We start from the raw sequence: 21061 nt of genomic DNA on the forward strand, positions 1-21061 counted from the left end.
CCTACTCTCCGTGGTCGACGTCGGTGACGGTGCCGTCCTTGATGTACCGGGCGAGGTTGAGGTCCGGGGCGTTGAACCGCTCACGAACTTCTTCGCCCCACAGGAGGCTCTGGGTGCCCTCGTGCTTGACCAGGCCGGGGTTGATGCCGAGCTTGAAGCCGCCAGGCAGCGGCTTGTCCTCCCGGTAGGGCAGGAAGTCCAGCGGGCTCGGTCCATTCGCGGCGTAGACGACGCAGTCGGACAAGACCGCCACCGGGTACTGGCCGGTGAACGCCGCATGCTTGACGATCTTGCGGTGCAGGTTGATGCGGGTGCGGGAGATGACCGCAGCTCGGATGTCCGGCCGCCACGTCGGGCGGGCCAGGGCCCGCCACGGCTGCCCGGGCCGCCAGCCCTCCCCGCGGGGGCGCTCCCGCAGCTTGCCCAGGCCGCCCTTGACCGTGGCCTTGATCGCCGCGGCCACGATCGCCAGCTGCGGGTCACGGCACTTGTAGCCGTCCATCGCCGCCAGGAAGTCCGCCGGCGCCATGTCCGCGGTGACGCCGAGGTCAGCCATCGTGGCGAGGTAGGCGTCCCGCAGCCGCTGATACCAACCGTCCAGATAACGGCCGTTGTCGTACCTCACGTATGCCTCCAGCGGGCGGACCTCGTAGCCCAGCTCCTGGGCGTAGGCGACCGTCGGCGTGGCGTACCAGGCCGGACCCTCGGGACGCTCGCCCTTCGGCGTGAACGGGCTGGGCAGCAAGTCGCCTTCCAGCTCCACCCACTCCTTGCCGACCTTCACGCTGGACAGGTCGACGTGGGAGAGGTCGACCAGCCAGGAGCCGGGCAGCTTCGGGTCGAAGACCGGGGTGGTGACGTGGGTGGGTGCGCCGAGGCCGACGATCAGGCCGTTGGCTCCGGCGGCGAAGGCCATGTTCACGTCGATCCCGACCAGGTGCCGCAGGGTGCACTCGGCATCCGTCATCGGCCGCGCCCAGTCGTACGCCTCCTCGAACAGCTTCTCGTCGGGGCCGCGGACGTGGAAGCGCGGCAGGTCCGCCAGCAGCGGGTGCCCGTCGGGGGCCTCGCACGGTGCGCAGTCCACCGGCTCCTTGCCCAGCGAGCCGGGGTTGCGCTCGGAGTGCCGGCGGCCGTCGGCGTCGGGCTCGGAGGCGCGGGTCGGCGGGTGCAGCGCCGTCATCAGCTCCAGGCCCGTCACGGCGGTGGAGCCGCGCGGCGTCATCACGCGGGAGGCGTAGACGCCCAGGACGCGGGCGAGGTCCGCCGGCGGAAGCTGGGCGGCGTTGCCCCAGTGCCGGGCATCGAGCGCATGCCAGGAGGGAATGCACAGCTGCACGCAGGCCCGCTCCGAACCCTGTGCGGGGCGGTAGATCCGCGCCCACGGTCCAAGCCCGCGCTTGGTCAGCTTCCAGTCGGCGCGGGACAGCTGCTTGATGACTTTGTGGCCCTCCGGCAGGCGCCCGGCGAGGCGCTCCTCATCGGTGAGGGCCACGGGCAGGCCGTAGCGCTCGAGCGCGGCCTCGGTCAGCACCAGCAGCGGGTCGGCGTCCTTGCCCGGACCGGACAGCCTCGGCTGCCCCAGCCTGGCCTCCTGCAGCGTCCACTCCACAAGAGCCGGCAGGGACGTGGCGGGCACGTCCAGGACCAGGCCGCCGGTGCAGTACGCCAGGACCTGGCCGTCGGTGTCGACGTCGACGACCGCCAGGGGCCCGTTCTCAAAGCGCGGGTCGGAGCCACCCGCCGGGCCGCCGGCCGGGGCCGCCTTGCGTGCACTGGGGCGGCGCGACGTCGACGTGCTCCCGGTGGTGCGCGTCGAAGCAGGCGCGGTCGCCAGAGCAGCAGGAGGAGGGCCCGGGTTGATCTGAGGGTTCTCGGGTGCAGGCGTGGCAGCCAGAGCAGCAGGAGGAGGGCCCGGGTTGATTCGGGTGTTCTCGGTTGCCGTCGTGGTCGCAGTATCGGGCGCCGGGCCGGTGGGCGGAGTCTGTGCTTCCGTCGGAGCGGGCGCGGCGGTGAAAGTGTCCAGCACCGCCGGGGCGACTGTCCCCTCCCTGACCGGGGGCGACGCGGGGTAGAGGTCAGCGAGCTTGTTCAGCAGCCGCGCATACGCCTCACGCTCCGGACCCCGCGGCTCGACCGTCTTCTTCAACGACTCCCAGCCGGACACCGTCGCCCGACGCACCTTCAGCGCAGCGGCCACCTCCTCCAGCGTCAGCCCATGAGCCTGACGCAGCCGCTTGCGCTCCTGCGCCGACGGCAGCGGAGCACGGGACGCAACCAGTGCGTCGACCGCCTCGAACAACTCCGACATGAAACACCTCCGGCCAGCACCCTACCCCTTGAATCGTACAGATAGCGCACTTTTTCCGTACGGATCGCGTACTAATACGGCAGCGGCAGGGCGGAGCGGCGGGACTGTCTCTGTGTCGTGAGCAGAGCGGGCTCATTACGAGGTGCTCACCTGGACGGAGTGGGTCAGTGCGGTAGCGCAGGTGGTGCAGCGGCCGTCGCCGTCCGGATGGGCGCGGCGGGGGGTGGGGCCGGGGCAGGTGCGACACGGTGGCCAGCCCAGGCAGGTCGGGCAGAGGTCTTCGCCGGGTGCGGTTGTAGGGACCCCGCATCCGGCGCACTCGACGAGCGCCCGGTAGGTGAGGGCCTCATTGACGGTGCGGGCGGCCGCCTTGGTCGAGGAGCGCTCCGCCCACGACTGCTCGGTGGCCGGCTCTGTGAGCGGCTCAGTTGGCCGGAGCGGATCCGGGTGGCCGGCCGTGGTGGCGGGCGGCGGATAGGCCTGGGCGGCGCGCAGCCGGGCGGCGATGATCGCACCGACCGAGGTGCGCACCGGGCTGGGAAGGGGTCGGTCGGTGATGACGTGGCGCAGCTGCTCGGCGCTCCAGCCGGCTTCCAGCATGACGGTGATCACGCGGCCCTGGTCGGTCAGTGCCTTGCCCGTCAGCAGCAGTTCGGGACGGCTCGCTGCGATCTGCAGCAGCAGCCGGATCCCCGGGTGCATCTCATCGGCCGGTGGAGCGGGCGCGGGAGCGGTCGGCGGGTGTGGCTGGTCCGTCCGTCCGGGGATGCGCGTGGCGGTGTCGTGGGCGCATGGAGGGAGGGGTCTGGTGTTCTGCTTGTTGGTCTTCTTACTCATGGTGTTCTTAGTAGGGCGATGAGCCAACGTTGGTTTATCCACTGGTGGATAACCGGACTCTGGTTGTGACCTGCTGTTTTGTATGGCGGGCAGGTCGGTGATGCAGTACGCGGCCGGGCCGAGGGTGCCGTCGGGGTTGCGCAGGCGTTCGCGCAGCAGGAAGCCGTGCTTTTCCAGCTCCTTCAGCCCGCTTGTGACGGCTGCCTCGCCGTCGCGGCCGCGGCGCGCCAAGTCGGCGACGGTCATGCGCCAGCCATCGCGGTGTGTGGAGACGTAGCCGAAGAGTCCCTTCGCCTTGAACGACAGCCGGCCGTCACGGAACAGGCCGTTGGCGATCTGGGTGAACTGATCGGCCGCCATCACCCCGCGCCGGATCCCGCCGGGGAAGCCGCTGCCGTCATCGAGGTCCGGGACTGCGACGGCGGGGAGGGCTTGAGGCAGGTCTGCGTCGAGCGTGGCGGGGCGGTCGGTGATGGAGTAGACGATCTCGCCGAGTGTGCCGTCCGCGCGGCGCAGGCGTTCCCGGATGAGGTAGCCGCAGCGCTCCAGCTCCCTCACGGCGATACGGACGGCTTCCTTCCCGTCAGGGCCCACGGCGGCCAGACCGGTGATGGTGACCTGCCAGCCGTCGCGGTGCGTGGAGATGCAGCCGAAGATCCCCTTCGCCTTGTATGACAACTTGGCGTCGCGGAAAAGGCGGTTGGCGATCTGGGTAAACTGATCGGCTGCCATCACCCCGCGCCGGATCCCCGCGCCGAAGCGGCTCACCGGACGCCTCCACGCATCACAAAGCGGCTCACCGTGCTCCTCCACGCACCACAAAGCGGCTCACCGTGCTCCTCCACGCACCACAAGCGCGCCGGCGCTGAGGTCCTGCGGCCACCGTAGCGACGGAGGATGACCAGGGTCGCTGGGTGGAAAGTGATGGACAAGATCCCATGCCGTCAGCTCATCGGGCGCCCCCGACCAGACGGCCGACCACCAGACCCCACCACCGGTCACGATCGGGCAACACGCGCCGTGAGCTGCCGTGGTCGGTCTCATGGTCGCACCGACCACGATCCTCACCACCCCAACTACGAGACCCATCACGGTGGTGCGGACGGCTGCGCAATCGCGGCTGCGCACCGCAGGGCACCCTCATTGCGCAGACCTCTGCGCAATGAGGGTGAGGTCCTGCGCAATCGGCGTGCTCATGCGATTGCGTACAGCAGAATGCGCACGTCCGCCGTGAGGCTGCGCAACTGGCAGAGTCTGCGCAACCGACCTGCCCTACCGACCTCTGAGAGCGCCTCCGACCCGCCGGCGACTTCGCCCTGCGCGACCGTTCAGCCCGCTGCCGCCAACTCCCGCGCCCGGTCGCGGACTCAGGCGCGCCCGACCGTGTCCGGAGCCGTGGTCGGTCTCGTGGTCGCCCCGACCACGAGACCGACCGATGCCAGCCGGGGCAAGCCGCAGCCGGACGGTTCGCCCGCCACCGCCGACCCGGACGTGATCTACCCCGGGCAGCAGGTCACCGTGCCCGAGGCCCGGACACCGGACGAGAACACGGAACGGCACGCCCCTCCAGCAGGCAGCCCTGACAGCCCCCTCCGGTGAGTCAGGCGGCAGCAAGCCGCCCGCTTCTGCGGACACCCCGGCGCCTGAGGACGAGCAGCAGTCCGACGCCGACAGCCCGGAACGGACGGCGCAGCCACCCGCGCCGAGCCAGACAGCGACGCCTGCCCCAGACTCATCCGCAGGCGATCCCACCCAGCAGGCCAGTCGAGAAGCAGGGAGCACCAGGGGTGCCGCCTGAGCGGGACTCCAGCGCGTCTCCTCCCTCCGCCACGCCCTCAGCGTCGGCCGGACCGTCCGGCTCCTCCCCCACCCCGACGGTCGTTGAGCCTGCCGCCCCGTCGCCGTAAGCCCGGCGAGAACATCGCCATCACCCCGGAAACCTCGACCGCAGAAGCCCAGTTGGCAGCCACCCCAGAACCGGAGGGGGCCACCCCGTCTAAATCTAGGAGCGAGAGGCTTCCACGCTGGTCAAAGGCATGAGGGCGGTGCAGGTAAGTAAGGCAGGTGATTGGGTCGGTCGGATCGTTCGCAGAGTTCCGCTTGGTGGGGGCAGGGCTGTCAGCGTTTGACGCGATTGCGGATGGCTAGGACGGCCAGGCCGAGGAGAACAGGTTCGGTCAGGCGAGAGGTCATCTCGATGTAAGTGCCAGCGGTGGTCAGGTCCTGGCCGGAGGAGCGGAAGACGACCGAGTTCAGCGTGACGTTCAGGGCCTTTTCGAAGCGTTTGCTGGTGAACCGGTTGCCGGTGGGGTTCTGGGGATCGTCCTTGTCGATCTCGAAGGTGACCTTGCCCCCGCCGGCCGGGACGGTGCCGGTCGCGGTCTGCTTCGGGGTGTCCTGGGCGAGGCCGAAGGCCATCAGCAGGATGATGGTCAGGAGCATGGCCGTCCCGAGCCAGGCCAGGGCCCGGGAGGCGCGCAGGCCGTAGCCGGACAGCGCCCAGTAGGCGGTCAGTAGCCCCCGTTCACTGCGGGGAATGTCGTCGGCGTGGCGGCGCATCTCCATCTCGCCGTAGTAGAAGTCCGCCGCCCCTGGCTCGTGCTTTCCGTCCTCGAAGGCCTTGCGCAGCGCCCGGTATACCGGAGCCAGTTGCAGCGGCCCAGCCCGCCCGGTGCCGAGGACCCAGCCCTGCACTGCCCCCGGCTGGCTGGCGCGCCAGTGGTGTTCCTCGGCCAGGACGCGGCGCTCGGTGAACCGCACGGGCGGCCAGCGCCTCCAGTGCACGGCGGGCGGTGCGGTGTTGAAAGTGCAGGCCCCCTCCAGGCGGATCTGGTCCAGGTGGACCGTGCCGGTAAACAAACATTGCCGCAGATCGAGGTCAGCCAGGACCAGATGGGCCGCGTCCACCCCGCGCAGCGACGCCATCCGCACCCCGGGGTCGTACGCACCCGGAAAGAGATCTTCGGCGAGCTGTCGGCCGTCGTTGAGCACGAACGGATCCGGCTCGGCCGCGATCGTGAGGGGGTACTCGAACACGGCATGAGCGAAGTCCACCGTGGCATAGCGCAGGCGGATCTCCGCTGTCGACGACCAGCGGGTGCGACGGCACTCCAGACGGCGCACAGCGAACGAGAGGGTCACCGGCCCGCCGAACGTCGTACCGGACAACACAACCCGTCCAGCACACGCCATCGGTCCTAGCTGGTCAGCTGCCTCGAAGGTCGTCGACTTGAACCAGGCGTCGCCCTTGCAGGTCGCCGAGTCGAACCAGGTGTTGCCCTTGAAGGTCGCATCCATGAACAAGACGTCGCCCTCAAAGGTCGCCGAGAGAAACCCAGCGATATCCATGAAGATCGCCATAAGGAACCCAGCGTCGCCCTCAAAGGTCGCCGAGTTGAACAGGGCGATGCCCTCGAAGGTCGTCAGGCCGAACTCCGCGCGGTTCTCAAACGTTGCCGCTTCGAAGGTCGCCGAGCCGAACCCCGCGCTGCCCACCTTGAACGTCGCCTCGTCGAACAAGGCGCTGTCCTTGAAGGTCGCCTGGCTGAACTCGGCTTGTCCCCTAAAGGTCGTCTGGCTGAACCCGGCGTGGCTCTTGAAGGTCGCCCGGTCGAACAGGGCTTTGTCGCCTTCGAACGTCGCCGACTCGAACAAGGCGTCGCCCTCGAAAATGGCCGATTCGAACCAGACGTTGCCCGCAAAGGTCGCCCCTTCGAACCCGGCGGGGCCCTTGAAGGTCGCCGAATTGAACCTGGCGTCGCGCTCGAAGGTCGCCGAATTGAACCAGGCTTGGCCCTCGAAGGTCACCCGACGGAACGTGGCTTGGCCTTCGAAGGTCGCCGACCTGAACCAAGCGTTGCCTAAGCGGGCGGTACCGGTTGCGGGGTCACTGAGGGCGTTGAGTAGGTCGGTGAGTAGGGATGCAGTGAAGGTGGTGCCCCGGTGGTCGATCCTGGCGCCAGGAGTCAGGCTGGTTAGGTAAGCGTCGCGGTCGGCGCCGGCTAGGTGGGCGAGGCACGCGGTGTAGCCGGGTGCGTGGATGCCGCGGCAGCCGACAGGGTCGACAGCAGGGTCTGCGCCGTGTGCGCAGTGCGGCCAGGTTGGTGGTTCGGATGTGCTCATGGTGCGGCGGCTCCACGGTGTCAGGTGCCCGTATGGACGCCCTGGGGACGGGAACGGTCCAGGCTCGACGATGACGGCCAGCGTCGGGGACCGGGACCCAAGTCGCGAACATGCCCGCGAGAGGCAGGCGGGCCGGTCACGCCGGGTGGCCGACGGGCCCCGACGTGTGGCAGCACTGACGTCACCGGCGCCTGTCGAAGAGATCCCTCAGTGCGCGGATGATCTCGGGTCGGTCCGGCCCTCTGGTCCGGCGCAACGCGATACCCAGCGCGATCACCTTCCCAGCGATCACGACCACGACCGTGAGCAGGACTGCGCACCCGGCCAGCGCTGCTGTCTGCGTATCCAACAACTTCAGACTCCCCTCGTGCGTCACGTCGCCTTCAGGGAGGGGCACCGCCACGGCAGCGGTGCGACGAACCTCAACGAAGGACAGACGTCGTGCCTGTCGTGCAAACACGGCGCCTGCCAGACCGTGCCCCACCCGGTGTCGACGCGCGGGAATTCGTTGAGGTCAATGACCTTCGGGTACTACGGGTACTGCTTGATTCGTGCACTTCTCAACGAGCCGTGCACCGGCAGACGTGGCACGCGGTGATGACGCGCGCCACTCCGGGACTCTGAGAAGCCCCGCTTTCCTGGGCGAAGCACTGGCTTCACCCGGAGGACAGCATCGTGACGCCTTGGCGGTGGCGCCTGCTGGGGCAGAAACGTAGAGCAACCCCGGCAAGGCCCGCAAGTCGGCTAGTAGCAAGGGACATTGCGGGGCAGCAGCAGTACGCTCCGGGCAACGGAGTGGGGGACGTCCTGGTGATGTTCGACCCGTCGCGCTGTTCCACGCCGAAGCGGTGCTGCTCGTCCACCACGACCAGGCCCAGATCGGAACTGCACAGGAAAAAGACCAAGCGGGGCATCTTCCTGACGCTCTTCAGCCCCTTCATCGGCGCCAACGTCCGCCGCGCCCGTCTTACGAGGCGCGGCGTGAAGGCCGCCAAGGGCAAGCTGAACGAGCACGCCGACCTGGTGGAGTTGAAGCGCTGGCGGTGCACCGGCCGCCGCACTGCCCCGCACTCCGCACTGTGGCTCCTCGCCCGCGTCGAGCGTGCCCCGGGCTACTTCGCCCCACCCGCCGCATCCGACCGCGGCCAACCCCTCGGCTGCGCCCTGTACGCCTGGCACCGCCTCACCGGCGAACTGCCCAGGCGGCCGCTGTCCAGCGACTACTTCGGCCGCGACTACACGTCCGAGGAGATCGGGCAGGCCCTGCGCCGCGACCTCTGTTCCGGCCTGGTCGAGCGGCGCCGCACACCGTTCACATGGCGCCGCGAGAGCGACATCGCCCGAACAGCCGCCCAGATGATCGCCGACGGGAAGATCATCGGATGGTTCCAGGGCGGCAGCGAGCTCGGGCCCCGCGCGCTGGGGGCCCGCAGCATCCTCGCTGATCCCCGCACCACCGCCAGTTCCGACGCCCTCAACCAGAGGATCAAGCACCGCGAGCCATTTCGGCCATTCGCGCCGGCCATCCTCGCCGATCACGCCAGCACCTGGTTCGACCTGGACGTGCCCAGCCCGTTCATGCTCCTGGCCCCGCCCGTCCGCCCCGACCACGTCGACAGGATCGCCGGAGTCGTGCACGTCGATGGCACCGCACGCGTCCAGACCGTCGACCCGGCCGCTGCGCCCACATACGGGGAACTGATCGAGCACTTCCACCAGCTCACTGGAGTGCCGGTCGTGCTGCACACGTCCTTCAACGACCGTGAGCCCATCGTCGAGACTCCAGCCCACGCGCTCGCCACGTTCCAGGCCTGCGATTTGGATGCGGCATGCGTGGGCGAGTACCTGGTCGAGCGGTCCTGACCTGCCTTCGGGGACTGCCACACTGGAGGGCATGACGACCTCCACTCCGCCGCTGAGGGAAGCCGCCCGAGCCGTCGTCCTCGACGCCGACGATCGCGTCCTGCTGCTGCGCTACGACGAGAGCGGCGGCTTTTGGGCGACGCCCGGCGGCTCACTGGAGGAGGGGGAAGACCACGCCACGGCGACGTTCCGCGAGCTGGGTGAAGAATTCGGTATCGGCGAGAAGGCGGTCGAACTGGGGGCGCAGCTCGCGGAGCGCAGCAAGGACCACCTCGTTGGCGGCCGTGAGGTACGCCAGGTGGAGAAGTACTTCCTCACCCGAGTCTCCGCAGCCGACGTCGACCCGGCCCGGGCATCGCAGCCCGACAACATCCGCGAACACCGCTGGTGAACCTCGCCGAACTGCGGGCCACGGCCGAGACCATCTACCCGCTCTGTCTCGCCGACCTGCTCACCGGCGTCCTCGCACACGGTGCATCCATGCGCCCTCTCGTCCTGGCCGGATGAGTCTTCCCCGCCCTGCGCGGGACAGCAGACTGTGGGCATGACTCAGCACCGCCCGCCCCACACGTCGATGCCGTATGCCGCCGTACTCTGCGACGTCGATGGCGTCCTGCGGCAGTGGCCCGCTGACAACGAGATCGAACACGCTCACGGGCTGCCGGCGGCGCACTCGCGGCCGCGGCCTTCGACCCGGCCCGCGTCCACCCCGCCATCAGGTGTCCCTCGCGCTCGTAGAGCTGGCGGGCGGCCTGGTAGTTCATGGTCCACGTGTCGGCCTGTGTGCGGGGCGGGGGCGGCTTTTCGTTCTCGGCTGCGGGGTCGACCTCGACAACCTCACCCCCAAGGCCGCGCACTCGCCGAGGCCCTCCACGCATCCGCACCGGCCCATCGGCATCCTGTGCGCCACCGGCACGACCAAGGGCGACGCCCCGAAACTCGCCTGGCGGTATGGCACCGGCCCTGAAGCAGACGAGATCGCCGCTCAGCCCGTCTCCGTAGTCATCCGCCCCACACCGCTGAGCGCCGACTCCGTCACCCCGCCCGAGGAGTGGCTGCAGCGCCAGGCGCACGGACTGGCCCACGACGTATACTCGATCGCGGGTTCTCGCGACAGCTTCACCACCTTCGACGACCGCGTCCCCCCGCTGATGCCGTCCGCGACGACCGCTGTCTGACTCTGGACACGGTCCGCGCCTACCTCGCCGACACCCACCACCTGGTCGTGTCGCCAACCGGGTGGAGCCTGCTGTGGAAGATCGGTCACCTGCCCGAACCCCAACTCCACGCCCTGGGCGGCCGTCTGCCCCTGTGGCACATGGACGCATCGACGTCTACGCCCGCCGCCCGTACGAGGGGGGACGATCAGCCAGGTTGCCGACCACCTCGGGTACCAGGGCGAGTCGGCCACCGGCACCGCACGCAATGCGATGTCGCGCTGGGGCCTCAGCGCCATCGGACGCACACCGGGCCGTCCGAAGCAGCCCACGCGGTTCGTCCGGGCAAAGGCTGGCACGGCGCGGCACGAGACGAGAGCGGAAGGTTCACCGCACATCAGTAAAGGGCACGGGGCATGGGGTTCTCAGCGGGTGCCGTTGCACAGGGCGCAGTCCGCGTCCGGGCGGGCGAACGTCGGGTTGGCCAGCCGTTCCACGGACTGCGTTGGAGACGTGGCTCGCCTACGCCCTCGCCGAGGCGCGCGAGGCGATCGCCTGGGAGTAGCGGAGCGCGAGGAGCAGCACGGGCGCGAGCACCGGCCGCCGCCACCGAAGTGGCTGCTGGAGCAGGTCCTGAACAAGGACTCCCCGGCGGTGCAGGTGCACGTCGGCGGCTGCTGGAACGCGGGCAAGCGCAGCCGGGGCGTGAGCGGGGAAGCGCGGCGTGCCCTCGCAGCCGGGGACCGGGCGCGCTCGACGTGCCAGCCGGACATGGAGCTGGGCTACCTCGACTGAACCGTCGCTACGCTGCACGGCATGGGAACAGATTGGGGCGAGGTGGCGGGAGCAGTCGGCGGGGTCGCGGGGGTCGCAGCCTTTCTCACAAGTTGGAGAGGTCTCTCGCATGCCAAGAAGGCGAACAAATTGGCCGCCACCGCCAACAAACACGCCGATGAGGCCAACGAGAAGAGCGCCGAGTCCAACCGAATAGCCCGCGAAGCGAACAGCCTCGCCGAGGTGGCGAACCAGCACGCCAACGAAGCGAACGACATCGCTTCACGTCATGAGCAACGCAGTGTCGAACAGCATGACGTTAAGTGGGAGGGGGGCTGGGTTGCGCCAGGCCGATACGTCCTATCGCGTCGTGGCACGCATGTTGCTGTCGACGTCGTGGCCCGCGTGACGGTTGACGACGAGGAGAAGGAAGTGTTGCAAGACCGTGTGGGCCCTGGCGAGCAGCTGGTGCTGGAGTTTCCCCAGGCGCTACGCAACTTGCAGGCAGAACGCCTGGAGTATCGGGAACGGGAACGAACGCGTAACACGCGCCCATACTCCTTCATGAGCGCCAGCGACAACTCGATCTACTTTCGAAGCCACACCATTGAAGAGTGGGTGCAGTGGAAGACGGAAACTGGCGCACCACGAGAGCACGTCAGCGAGGCACGCTTGGCCACGTTGGGGGACCTGACGTAGCAGCACGGACAGACCCTCCGACCCACGTAGCGAGGTCGGAGGGTCGCTTAGCGGCCAGACCGCAGGATTTTCGATGGTCTCCTGGTACACGTAGCCGATGCGGCGTGGCGTACTCAGGGTGATCGATCGCAGCCGGAGCAGCTCGCCACCCGCGCCTACGGTCACCCGATCGACGACATCACCCATCTGCGCGAGCACGCCGACCTCCAGGTCGCAGTCCGCGGGGGCCGGGTCGTCGCCGGCGGCCTTGGCCTCCTCGTCGTACTGGCCGGTCTCGGGGGGACCATCCCCGCGGGTGCGGGGAGCAGGTACCACTCGGGGCAGAGGTCGAGGAAGCCAAGGGACCATCCCCGCGGGTGCGGGGAGCAGAACGTGGCCGGCGGTGGCATCGCCTCCGGGGCGGGACCATCCCCGCGGGTGCGGGGAGCAGAAAGACAGCGGCCTATGCGCGCGCTGCGGCATGGGACCATCCCCGCGGGTGCGGGGAGCAGGCCTCGTCCACCCTCGCTACCGGTGCGTCCCTGGGACCACCCCCGCGGGTGCGGGGAGCAGACCACAGGGCCTGAGCAGCCGCCCACGCCCGCGGGACCATCCCCGCGGGTGCGGGGAGCAGTTCACTTCTTTCACGGTGTCTTCGGAATCGGGGGGACCATCCCCGCGGGTGCGGGGAGCAGGTGCCGATGATCTGGTCGGACGGGTGCGGGTAGGGACCATCCCCGCGGGTGCGGGGAGCAGCCGCCCACCCACCACATCCGTAGCTGCGCCTGGGGACCATCCCCGCGGGTGCGGGGAGCAGTCCCGCCGGTACACGGCGTTCGAGTACGAGGCGGGACCATCCCCGCGGGTGCGGGGAGCAGAGGCGTCTGCGGGTCCGCCGGTGGTCTGGATGGGGACCATCCCCGCGGGTGCGGGGAGCAGAATCCGGCGGTCCGGGCCAACCTCGAACGGATGGGACCATCCCCGCGGGTGCGGGGAGCAGACCCGCAAGGTCGACGGCCGCCTGGAGGTGTATGGACCATCCCCGCGGGTGCGGGGAGCAGCCGGTCACGCAGGACGCGCCAGAACGTCATGAGGGACCATCCCCGCGGGTGCGGGGAGCAGAGCCGCCGCAGGTCGGGCCGCGTGGTCGGGGCGGGACCATCCCCGCGGGTGCGGGGAGCAGTACACGCTGCCCGCTGGCCAGTCCGCGGACCGGGGACCATCCCCGCGGGTGCGGGGAGCAGCGTGTCTCGATGAGGACGCGGACGATGCGGGCGGGACCATCCCCGCGGGTGCGGGGAGCAGGGCCGCTCGGTCCCGCTACCGGTCCGGCCGGCGGGACCATCCCCGCGGGTGCGGGGAGCAGAGCACCCCTCTCCCTTTTCCATACCGCCTCGCGGGACCATCCCCGCGGGTGCGGGGAGCAGGGTGTCGGTGGTCCGGGCGCTCCCCAAGTGGCAGGACCATCCCCGCGGGTGCGGGGAGCAGTCATCGTCATCATCATCACCGCCGAAATGGGGGGGACCATCCCCGCGGGTGCGGGGAGCAGGCGTCCGCAACGATCGACGTGGGCGGCGATGAGGGACCATCCCCGCGGGTGCGGGGAGCAGGGCTCGGCGGCCCGGCGCACGCGGCGTGCGAAGGGACCATCCCCGCGGGTGCGGGGAGCAGTGCGCAACTAGCGCTGCTGTCGCCCAGGGATCAGGGACCATCCCCGCGGGTGCGGGGAGCAGGATGAGGCGATGGTCGCGTATATCGCTGCCGAGGGACCATCCCCGCGGGTGCGGGGAGCAGACTGTTTGACCTGCATGTTTATCGCCGCCGCAGCGCACTTACAGTAACGTTTGCAGATTTCGACAAATGGGACATGTAGCGGCAATTAATCTCGTAGGGCATCTCTCACCAGTTCAACAGCAAGCCGATCATCATACGTCTTGGGGACGCAGCTTCTTCTGCGAACAGTCCTATCTGCTCATATTGGCGTGCGGAGCCGACCTTTCCCTGTATGAATCGCACATGAGCGTTGGGGGGAGTGCTCGTCCGGATCTGTTGAGTCGGCTTGGGGAGTCGGCTCGGTCCGTGTGGGCCAAGCACGATTGCCGTAGCGACAGCTGGTTGCCGTTGTGGCGGCATATGGAGGACAGTGCCGCAGTGGCCGGCCTGTTGTGGGACCAGTGGCTCCCCATAGGGGTACGGAGGCTGGTCGCCGAGGCGTTGCCGCACGGCGAGCCGGACGGCCGTGCCCTCGCCGTATGGCTCGCCGGAGTGCATGACATCGGCAAGGCCACTCCGGCGTTCGCCTGCCAGGTGGATCAGCTCGCTAGCACGATGCGCGACCGAGGGCTGGAGATGCGCTCAGCGAAGGCGATGGGGCCGGATCGCCGGATCGCGCCGCACGGTCTGGCAGGGCAGGTTCTGCTGGGGGAATGGCTGGAGGAACGACACGGGTGGGCGTCTGCTCGGACCGGTCAGTTCACGGTAGCTGTGGGCGGGCATCACGGAGTGCCGCCCGAGCACGGACAGATCAAGACCCTGTACGGACATGAGGAATTGTTGCGCACTCCTGGTGTGAGCAGCCGCGTCTGGCGGCAGGTGCAGACCGAGTTGCTGGATGCCTGCGCCGAACGTTTCGGTGTGACCGAGAGGCTGGATGAATGGCGGCGGGTCAGGTTGCCGCAGCCAGTGCAAGTGCTTCTTGCCGCGCTGGTCATCGTCTCCGATTGGATCGCCAGCAACCCGGACCTCTTTCCGTACTTCCCCGAGGGCGCGTCAGACAACGACCAGCTCCGTCTCGCAGCTGCCTGGCAAGGGCTGGACCTGCCCGCCCCCTGGCGGGCCGAAGAGCCGGACGCAAGTGCCCCGGAGCTGTTCACGTCTCGCTTCGCGCTGCCTGCTGGGGCGCAAGTGCGTCCTGTTCAGGAAGCGGCTGTGGAACTCGCCCGGGAGATGGAGACGCCCGGTCTGATGATCGTCGAGGCACCGATGGGTGAGGGGAAGACGGAGGCGGCGCTCGCTGTTGCCGAGATCTTCGCCGCACGCTCGGGTGCGGGTGGGGTGTTCTTCGCTCTCCCCACCATGGCCACCGGCAACGCCATGTTTCCCCGCCTGCTCGACTGGCTGAACCGGTTGCCAGGCGTGGCGGACACACGCCACTCAGTGCATCTGGCCCATTCCAAAGCGGCTCTCAACGAGGACTTCGCCGGCTTGATGGCCCGTACGGGACGGGTTGCCGCCGTTGGCGTGGACGAAACGACGCCTGCGTCGAGGCAGAAGTTGGACGAACGGCACCGCGCCAGTTCCGAGCTCGTGGCACATGCCTGGCTGCGTGGCCGCAAGAAGGCCATGCTGGCCTCGTTCGTCGCGGGCACCATCGACCAGTTGCTGTTCGCCGGGCTGAAGAGCAGGCACCTGGCGCTCCGTCATCTCGCTGTTGCCGGGAAGGTCGTCGTCATCGACGAGGCACACGCCTACGACACGTACATGAGTGTGTACCTGGACCGCGTGCTCTCCTGGCTGGGTGCGTACCGGGTGCCGGTAGTAGTGCTGTCCGCCACCCTGCCGGCCTCGCGCAGACGTGAGCTCGTCGAGGCCTACGCCGGCCAGGCCGTTGCGGAGACCCAGTGGGATGAGGGCACGCCGGACGCCTACCCCCTGCTGACCGCCGTCCCTCCAGGAGGGACACCACAGGTCCGCCGCCCGCGGGCATCAGCCCGATCGACAACCGTGCAGGTGGAGCGCCTCTCCGACGATTTGGACGTCCTCGCCGGTCGGCTGGAGGACGAGCTGGCCGACGGTGGGTGCGTCCTGGTGGTCCGGAACACGGTCAGGCGAGTACTGACGACAGCTCGGGCCCTGCGCGACAGGTTCGGCGCTGAGAGCGTGACCGTCGCCCACTCGTGCTTCGTCGATCTCGACCGGGCAGACAAGGACAGCACACTGCTCCGTCTCTTCGGGCCTCCGGAGAAGACGGACGCCAGGCCCACGGGCCGGCACATCGTGGTGGCCAGCCAGGTCGCCGAGCAGTCCCTGGACGTCGACTTCGACCTGCTGGTCAGCGACCTGTGCCCCGTCGACCTGCTGCTGCAGCGCATGGGTCGCCTGCACCGGCACCAACGCGGGCAGGACCAGGAAAGGCGGCCTGCACGACTGCGGACCGCGCGCTGCCTGGTGACCGGGGTGGAATGGACGGCGGACGTACCCGTTCCGGCGCGGGGGTCGGTTGCGGTCTACGGACGGTACGCCCTGCTGCGATCGGCCGCGGTACTGCGTCCTCACCTCGAGGGCGGGACCCAGCGGCCGGTGGAGCTCCCGGCGGACATCAGCCCGCTCGTGCAGAGTGCGTACGGGGAAGGGCCGGTCGGGCCGAAGGACTGGCAAGAGGTGATGAAGGAGGCTGGCGAGCAGTTCGAGCGGCACCGCGACGACCAGGCCGGTCGTGCTGCGGTGTTCCGTCTGGGGGACGTCGGCAAACCGGGGCGCCCGCTATTCGGCTGGGTGGCCGCCGGGGTGGGAGACACAGACGACACCCCCACCGGGCGTGCTCAGGTCCGCGACAGCCGGGACAGCCTGGAGGTCGTTGTCGTACAGAGGCGCGATGACGGAAGCCTCGCGACCCTGCCATGGCTCAAGCCGGACCGCAGGATGCGGCCACGCGCCGGCGTCGAGCTTCCGCAGGACGCGACGCCGACGCCATTCGCGGCCCGTACCGCCGCGAGCTGCGGACTGCGGCTCCCCCTGCAGTTTTCCGGCGAGACCATGGACCAGGCCATCGAGGAACTGGAGCAGCTGTATCTACGCAAGTGGCAGGGCAAGGACAGCCCTTGGCTGTCCGACCAGCTGATTCTCGCTCTCGACGAGGACTGTCAGACCCGGCTGGCAGGATTCTCGCTCCGGTACAGCCCTGAAGACGGTCTTGAGGTGACCCGTGACGCAGACGACTGAATTACCTGGTGCCGGTACGGGCGAGGTGCTGTCCTTCGATCTGACCAGCCGGCCGTGGATCCAGGTACTGCGCAGTGACGGCTCCCAGGATGAGCTGTCGCTGGATCAGGTCTTTGCCCAAGCCGGTGAGCTGCGGCGCGTGTTGGGTGATCTGGCGACCCAGGAATTCGCCCTGGTCCGTCTCCTGCTGGCAGTCGCTCACGACGCCCTGGACGGCCCGGGCGACATCGAGGAGTGGGCGGAGCTGTGGGAGGATCCGGACTGTTTCGCTTCCGTTGGGGCCTACCTGGAGGAGCACCGCGAGCGGTTCGACCTTCTCCACCCGGTCACACCGTTCCTCCAGACCCCCGGCCTGCGCACGGCGAAGGACGAGGTCTTCTCCCTCAACCGGATCGTGGCCGACGTGCCTGCCGGTGAGCCGTTCTTCAGCGCGCGGTTACCGGACGTGAGCCGACTGAGCTTCGCCGAGGCCGCCCGCTGGGTCGTCCACGTCCACGCTTACGACACCTCCGGCATCAAGTCCGGCATGGTCGACGACGACCGGGTCAAGGGCGGCAAGGTGTATCCGCTCGGTACCGGCTGGGCGGGCGGGCTGGGTGGCGTCTTCGTGGAGGGCGACACACTGCGCAAGACCCTGCTGCTCAACCTCGTGGCGGCGGACACCGAAGAGCTCGACTTCTCCCCCGACGACCGGCCGGCCTGGCGCCGCGAGCCCTGCGGTCCGGGCTCCGACGGGCGTTCCGCGACCGGTCTGCGTGACCTGTACACCTGGCAGTCGCGCCGGGTACGCCTGCACCACAACGTGGAGGGCGTCCACGGAGTCGTCCTCGGTTACGGTGATCCGCTCGCCTGGCGGAACATGCACCGCCTCGAGCCGATGACTCCGTGGCGGCGCAGTCCCGCGCAGGAGAAGAAGCTGGGGCAGTCACGTGTGTACCTGCCTCTGGAACGTGATCCGGCCCGTTCGGCCTGGCGGGGTATCGCCGCGCTCCTTGCCGACCGGCTGGAGGAAACCGGCGGCACCGAGGGACCCTCTCGTCTGCGGCCGCGGATCCTTGAGTGGGTCGCACGGCTGGTGACCGAAGGCCACCTCTCCCGCCGTTTCCTCGTCCGTGCCCGGGTTGCGGGCGTCAGATACGGAACCCAGCAGTCCGTGGTCGACGAGGTAGTCGATGACCGCTTGGTGATGCCGGTCGTCCTACTGCACGCGCAGGACCCCACGTACGCCCAACAGGCCATCTCCGCGGCGGAGGACGCCGACCGGGCGGTGCGGGCCCTGGGTGACCTCGCGGCCGACTTGGCCCGAGCTACCGGATCCGAGGAGGAGGGGCCGAAGTCCGCGGCCCGTGCCGAAGGGTTCGACTCGCTGGACCATCCGTACCGCGACTGGCTGTCCGCCATGGCGGAGGCTGTCGATCCCTTCGAGCACCGGCACACGTGGCAGCGCCAGGTACGGCAGATAGTGGGACGTGTCGGTGACCGCCTCATCGCCGCTGCGGGTGACGCGGCCTGGGAAGGCCGGACGCACATCGACAACAAGGGCGGCACCCACTGGCTGAACGCGAGCCTGGCCGACGTGTGGTTTAGGGGGCGACTGGCCAAAGCGCTGGGCGACCCCGGCTCTCCCGGTTCTCCTGGCTCCCCGGGCTCCCCGGGCTCCCCGGGCTCCGACGAAGGAGACGCCACCTCCGGCGGCGACGGTCCGCACACGCCGGGACCGGCCGGTCTGCCGGAAACCGATGACGTCCCGACCGACCCGGAGGTGTACGTATGACATCCGCATCCGCCCCGCCCGCTGCAGCTCCGGTCCACCAGCGGGTCGCGGAGCTCACCGCCACGCTCATCGGCTCCTGGCAGGAGGGCTACCTCAACGACAGGTCCCAAGCCGTCGCCGCTCTGGCCCGCCTGCGTCGCGGCGCAGGTCGTGAGGCGGGTGAGATGCCCGACCTGTGGAACCTGATCGACACCGACGGGCTCCACACTTCGGCAGCGGGAACGCGGACGCTGGGCGAGCAGGAGTTGGTGTGTGCCGAGAACGCGCTGCACGCGGCCCTCACCCTGTGGGCTTTCCACCAGCAGTCGCGCGGCGCACCGATGCACCGTCGGCACACCCGGGAGCGGCCGGGTGGCCTGGGAGCTGCGGTCCGGCGTCTGATGCCGGCGGACGGCGTCGACGAACCCGTCCGCAAGCGCCTGGTCCGCGCGGGTACCGCCCCCGACCTCGTCTCCCTCACCCAGCGGCTGCGCGACATCGTCGCGCTGCTGCGACGCGAGGACATCCCGCTCGACTACGCCCTCCTCGCCGGCCAGCTCTACCTCTGGCAGTGGCCTGACGGCCCCGCCGCCGTCCGCCGCCGATGGGGCCGCTCCTTCCACGAGCAGCGGCGGCCTCGGCCGGCCTCCGACGAGAACATCAGCCCGGACACCGACAAGGACGCCTCGTGAACCGCATTTTCCTGGACGTGCACGCCCTGCAGACCGTCCCGCCCAGCAATCTCAACCGGGACGACACGGGCGCGCCCAAGACGGCCGTCTACGGTGGAGTCCCTCGCGCCCGGGTCTCCAGCCAGGCGTGGAAGCGGGCCATCCGAACCTACTTCAAGGACGAGCATCTGCTCGACCCCGCCGAGCTGGGCGTGCGGACCAAGAAGATCGTGGAACTCCTGGCCGACCGGATCACCGGGCTCGATGATTCCCTCGAGCAGGAGACGGCGCTCAGGCTCGCCGACGAGACGGTCAAGGCCGCCGGTTTCAAGACCGAGGTTCCCAAGCGGAAGGCCGACCAAGCGAAGAAGGACGGGAGCCCCTCCCCCGCCCCCGAGAGCAAGTACCTGGTCTTCCTGAGCTCCCGGCAGCTCGACGGCCTGGCCCGCCTCGCTCTCGACGGTGCCGCCGACATCACGGCGTTCTTCAAGACCAAGGAGAACAAGGCCCGGGCCCGGGAGCTCGCGGACACGCGTCACTCCGTGGACATCGCCCTTTTCGGCCGGATGGTCGCCGACGTCGCCGACATCAACGTCGACGCCGCCGTGCAGGTCGCACACGCCCTCAGCGTCCACCGAGTTGATAACGAGTCCGACTACTACACCGCCGTCGACGACGAGAACACCGACGAGGAGACCGGCGCCGGCATGATCGGCACCGTCGACTTCAACTCCGCCACCCTCTACCGCTACGCCGCCCTCGGTGTGCACCAGCTCGCCGCCAACCTCGGCCAGGGCCTGCGTGACGAGGAGCCGCCCACCGAGCCGGTACGCCGCGCCGTCGAAGCGTTCGTGCAAGCATTTGTCTCCTCCCTGCCCACGGGGAAGATCAACACCTTCGGGCATCACACCGAGCCCGACGCCGTGGTCGTCAAGCTTCGCACCACCCGGCCGATCAGCTGCGTCGCCGCCTTCGAAGACCCGGTCCGCAGCGACGGGGGCGGGCACCTGCGCGAGGCCGCGGACCGGCTCGCCGCCTACGCCTCCGATGTCGAGCGGGCCTACGGCGACCCGCAGACCACCCTCACCTGGGTTCTGCGTGTCGGTCCCGCCACGCAGAAGCTTGCCGATCTCGGTACCGAGGCCGGCACGCTGAGCGAACTCGCCGCCGCGGTCGGCCAGGCCGTCGCGGAACGCCTGGAGAAGCCCGCATGAGCCGCACGAGCGTGCTCGCCCTCCGCCTGGCAGGCCCCCTGCAGTCCTGGGGGGCCTCCTCCCGTTTCACCCGCCGCACCACCGAATCGGCCCCGACCAAGAGCGGCGTCATCGGCCTGCTCGCTGCAGCGGCCGGCATCGAGCGCGGCGACGACACGCGCCTCGCCCCGCTGGCCGCGCTCCGGTTCGCCGTCCGCATGGATCAGCCCGGCACCCGCATCCGGGACTTCCACACCGCCCACCACGCGGTGACCGGCGCGTCCATGCCCCTGTCCGAGCGGTTCTACCTCGCCGACGCCGTCTTCGTCGCCGCCGTCGAGGGCGACCACGCACTGCTCACCGGTCTGCGCGACGCCCTGCGCACACCGGTGTACCCGCCCTATCTCGGCCGGCGTTCGTGCCCGCCCTCCGAACCGGTCGACCTCGGACTGTACGAGGAAGCCCGCCTCGAGGACGTCATGGCGAGCGTGCCCTGGCAGGCCTCCCCCTGGTACCGCAGACGTCACCAGGCCCCGCAGACCCTGACCGTCTTGCGCGAGACGGCCGCCGACGAGTCCACCGCGACGGCGGACGTCCTGCGTGACCAGCCGGTCAGCTTCGACGCCGCCCACCGGCGCCACGCGCTGCGCACCGTCGTCACCGACCCCGTGTCCACTCCGATTCCGTCGGACGGCACCAGCCCACAAAAGGCACACGATCCGTTCGCCGCCCTGGATGTCCTGGAGAATTGAGAGCGCCTG

General features: G+C 69.4%; 14 protein-coding genes and 1 CRISPR repeat array. Of the genes, 11 read left to right on the forward strand and 3 right to left on the reverse strand.

Annotated elements, in window-relative coordinates:
• Position 1 precedes the first annotated feature (1 nt).
• Both tap and IE118_RS30185 read right to left on the reverse strand, forming a co-directional pair.
• A complete protein-coding gene (gene tap, locus IE118_RS30180; protein ID WP_189561269.1) occupies positions 2 to 2311 on the reverse strand; it encodes a telomere-associated protein Tap in 2310 nt (769 codons plus the stop codon).
• Positions 2312 to 2446: 135 nt separating this feature from the next.
• Positions 2447 to 3916, reverse strand: coding sequence for a hypothetical protein (locus IE118_RS30185; protein WP_189561270.1), 1470 nt, complete (start codon positions 3914 to 3916; stop codon positions 2447 to 2449).
• 615 nt (positions 3917 to 4531) lie between these two features.
• Here IE118_RS30185 and IE118_RS30190 point away from each other — a divergent pair.
• On the forward strand, positions 4532 to 4747 hold the full coding sequence (locus tag IE118_RS30190; RefSeq protein ID WP_189561271.1) for a hypothetical protein: 216 nt from the start codon (positions 4532 to 4534) through the stop codon (positions 4745 to 4747).
• A 519-nt stretch (positions 4748 to 5266) separates the two neighbouring features.
• On the opposite strand, the gene IE118_RS30195 is transcribed toward IE118_RS30190, so the two are convergent.
• Entirely contained in the window at positions 5267 to 6955 is a 1689-nt protein-coding gene (locus tag IE118_RS30195) for a pentapeptide repeat-containing protein (protein ID WP_373303249.1), read from the reverse strand.
• A 1110-nt stretch (positions 6956 to 8065) separates the two neighbouring features.
• Between IE118_RS30195 and IE118_RS30200 the strand changes: the two genes are divergently transcribed.
• The 10 genes from IE118_RS30200 to cas5e all read left to right on the forward strand — a co-directional run bounded on the left by IE118_RS30200 (position 8066) and on the right by cas5e (position 21052).
• Positions 8066 to 9133 (forward strand): carbamoyltransferase C-terminal domain-containing protein, encoded by a 1068-nt coding sequence (locus IE118_RS30200; RefSeq protein ID WP_189561273.1) that lies wholly within the window; start codon positions 8066 to 8068, stop codon positions 9131 to 9133.
• Between the two features lie 31 nt (positions 9134 to 9164).
• Positions 9165 to 9524 (forward strand): NUDIX domain-containing protein, encoded by a 360-nt coding sequence (locus IE118_RS30205; RefSeq protein WP_229847008.1) that lies wholly within the window; start codon positions 9165 to 9167, stop codon positions 9522 to 9524.
• A 328-nt stretch (positions 9525 to 9852) separates the two neighbouring features.
• Complete coding sequence (locus tag IE118_RS34835) at positions 9853 to 10311, forward strand: hypothetical protein (protein WP_189561274.1); 459 nt, start codon at positions 9853 to 9855, stop codon at positions 10309 to 10311.
• 492 nt (positions 10312 to 10803) lie between these two features.
• Positions 10804 to 11085: a DUF6233 domain-containing protein gene (locus IE118_RS30215; protein ID WP_189561275.1), complete on the forward strand. Its 282-nt coding sequence runs from the start codon at positions 10804 to 10806 to the stop codon at positions 11083 to 11085.
• 129 nt (positions 11086 to 11214) lie between these two features.
• Positions 11215 to 11763: a hypothetical protein gene (locus tag IE118_RS30220; protein WP_189561276.1), complete on the forward strand. Its 549-nt coding sequence runs from the start codon at positions 11215 to 11217 to the stop codon at positions 11761 to 11763.
• Between the two features lie 279 nt (positions 11764 to 12042).
• Positions 12043 to 13536: direct repeats of the CRISPR family, unit length 29 nt; unit sequence GGGACCATCCCCGCGGGTGCGGGGAGCAG.
• A 285-nt stretch (positions 13537 to 13821) separates the two neighbouring features.
• Complete coding sequence (gene cas3 / locus IE118_RS30225; RefSeq protein WP_434100247.1) at positions 13822 to 16683, forward strand: CRISPR-associated helicase Cas3'; 2862 nt, start codon at positions 13822 to 13824, stop codon at positions 16681 to 16683.
• A complete protein-coding gene (gene casA / locus IE118_RS30230) occupies positions 16667 to 18457 on the forward strand; it encodes a type I-E CRISPR-associated protein Cse1/CasA (RefSeq protein WP_189561278.1) in 1791 nt (596 codons plus the stop codon). The genes cas3 and casA overlap by 17 nt, the downstream gene beginning before the upstream one ends.
• A complete protein-coding gene (gene casB, locus IE118_RS30235; RefSeq protein WP_189561279.1) occupies positions 18454 to 19128 on the forward strand; it encodes a type I-E CRISPR-associated protein Cse2/CasB in 675 nt (224 codons plus the stop codon). The genes casA and casB overlap by 4 nt, the downstream gene beginning before the upstream one ends.
• Positions 19125 to 20321: a type I-E CRISPR-associated protein Cas7/Cse4/CasC gene (cas7e, locus tag IE118_RS30240; RefSeq protein ID WP_189561280.1), complete on the forward strand. Its 1197-nt coding sequence runs from the start codon at positions 19125 to 19127 to the stop codon at positions 20319 to 20321. Before casB ends, cas7e begins: the two co-directional genes overlap by 4 nt.
• Entirely contained in the window at positions 20318 to 21052 is a 735-nt protein-coding gene (gene cas5e, locus IE118_RS30245; protein ID WP_189561281.1) for a type I-E CRISPR-associated protein Cas5/CasD, read from the forward strand. Before cas7e ends, cas5e begins: the two co-directional genes overlap by 4 nt.
• Positions 21053 to 21061: the final 9 nt, after the last annotated feature.

Origin of the sequence: Streptomyces pilosus (assembly GCF_014649835.1) — a bacterium.
Taxonomy (GTDB): domain Bacteria; phylum Actinomycetota; class Actinomycetes; order Streptomycetales; family Streptomycetaceae; genus Streptomyces; species Streptomyces pilosus.

What these genes read in the sequence shown, in the direction of transcription:
- IE118_RS30205 (WP_229847008.1), top strand. Translation starts at nt 9,165, where the DNA reads ATGACGACCTCCACTCCGCCGCTGAGGGAAGCCGCCCGAGCCGTCGTC.
- casB (WP_189561279.1), top strand. Translation starts at nt 18,454, where the DNA reads ATGACATCCGCATCCGCCCCGCCCGCTGCAGCTCCGGTCCACCAGCGG.
- tap (WP_189561269.1), bottom strand. Translation starts at nt 2,311, where the DNA reads ATGTCGGAGTTGTTCGAGGCGGTCGACGCACTGGTTGCGTCCCGTGCT.
- cas5e (WP_189561281.1), top strand. Translation starts at nt 20,318, where the DNA reads ATGAGCCGCACGAGCGTGCTCGCCCTCCGCCTGGCAGGCCCCCTGCAG.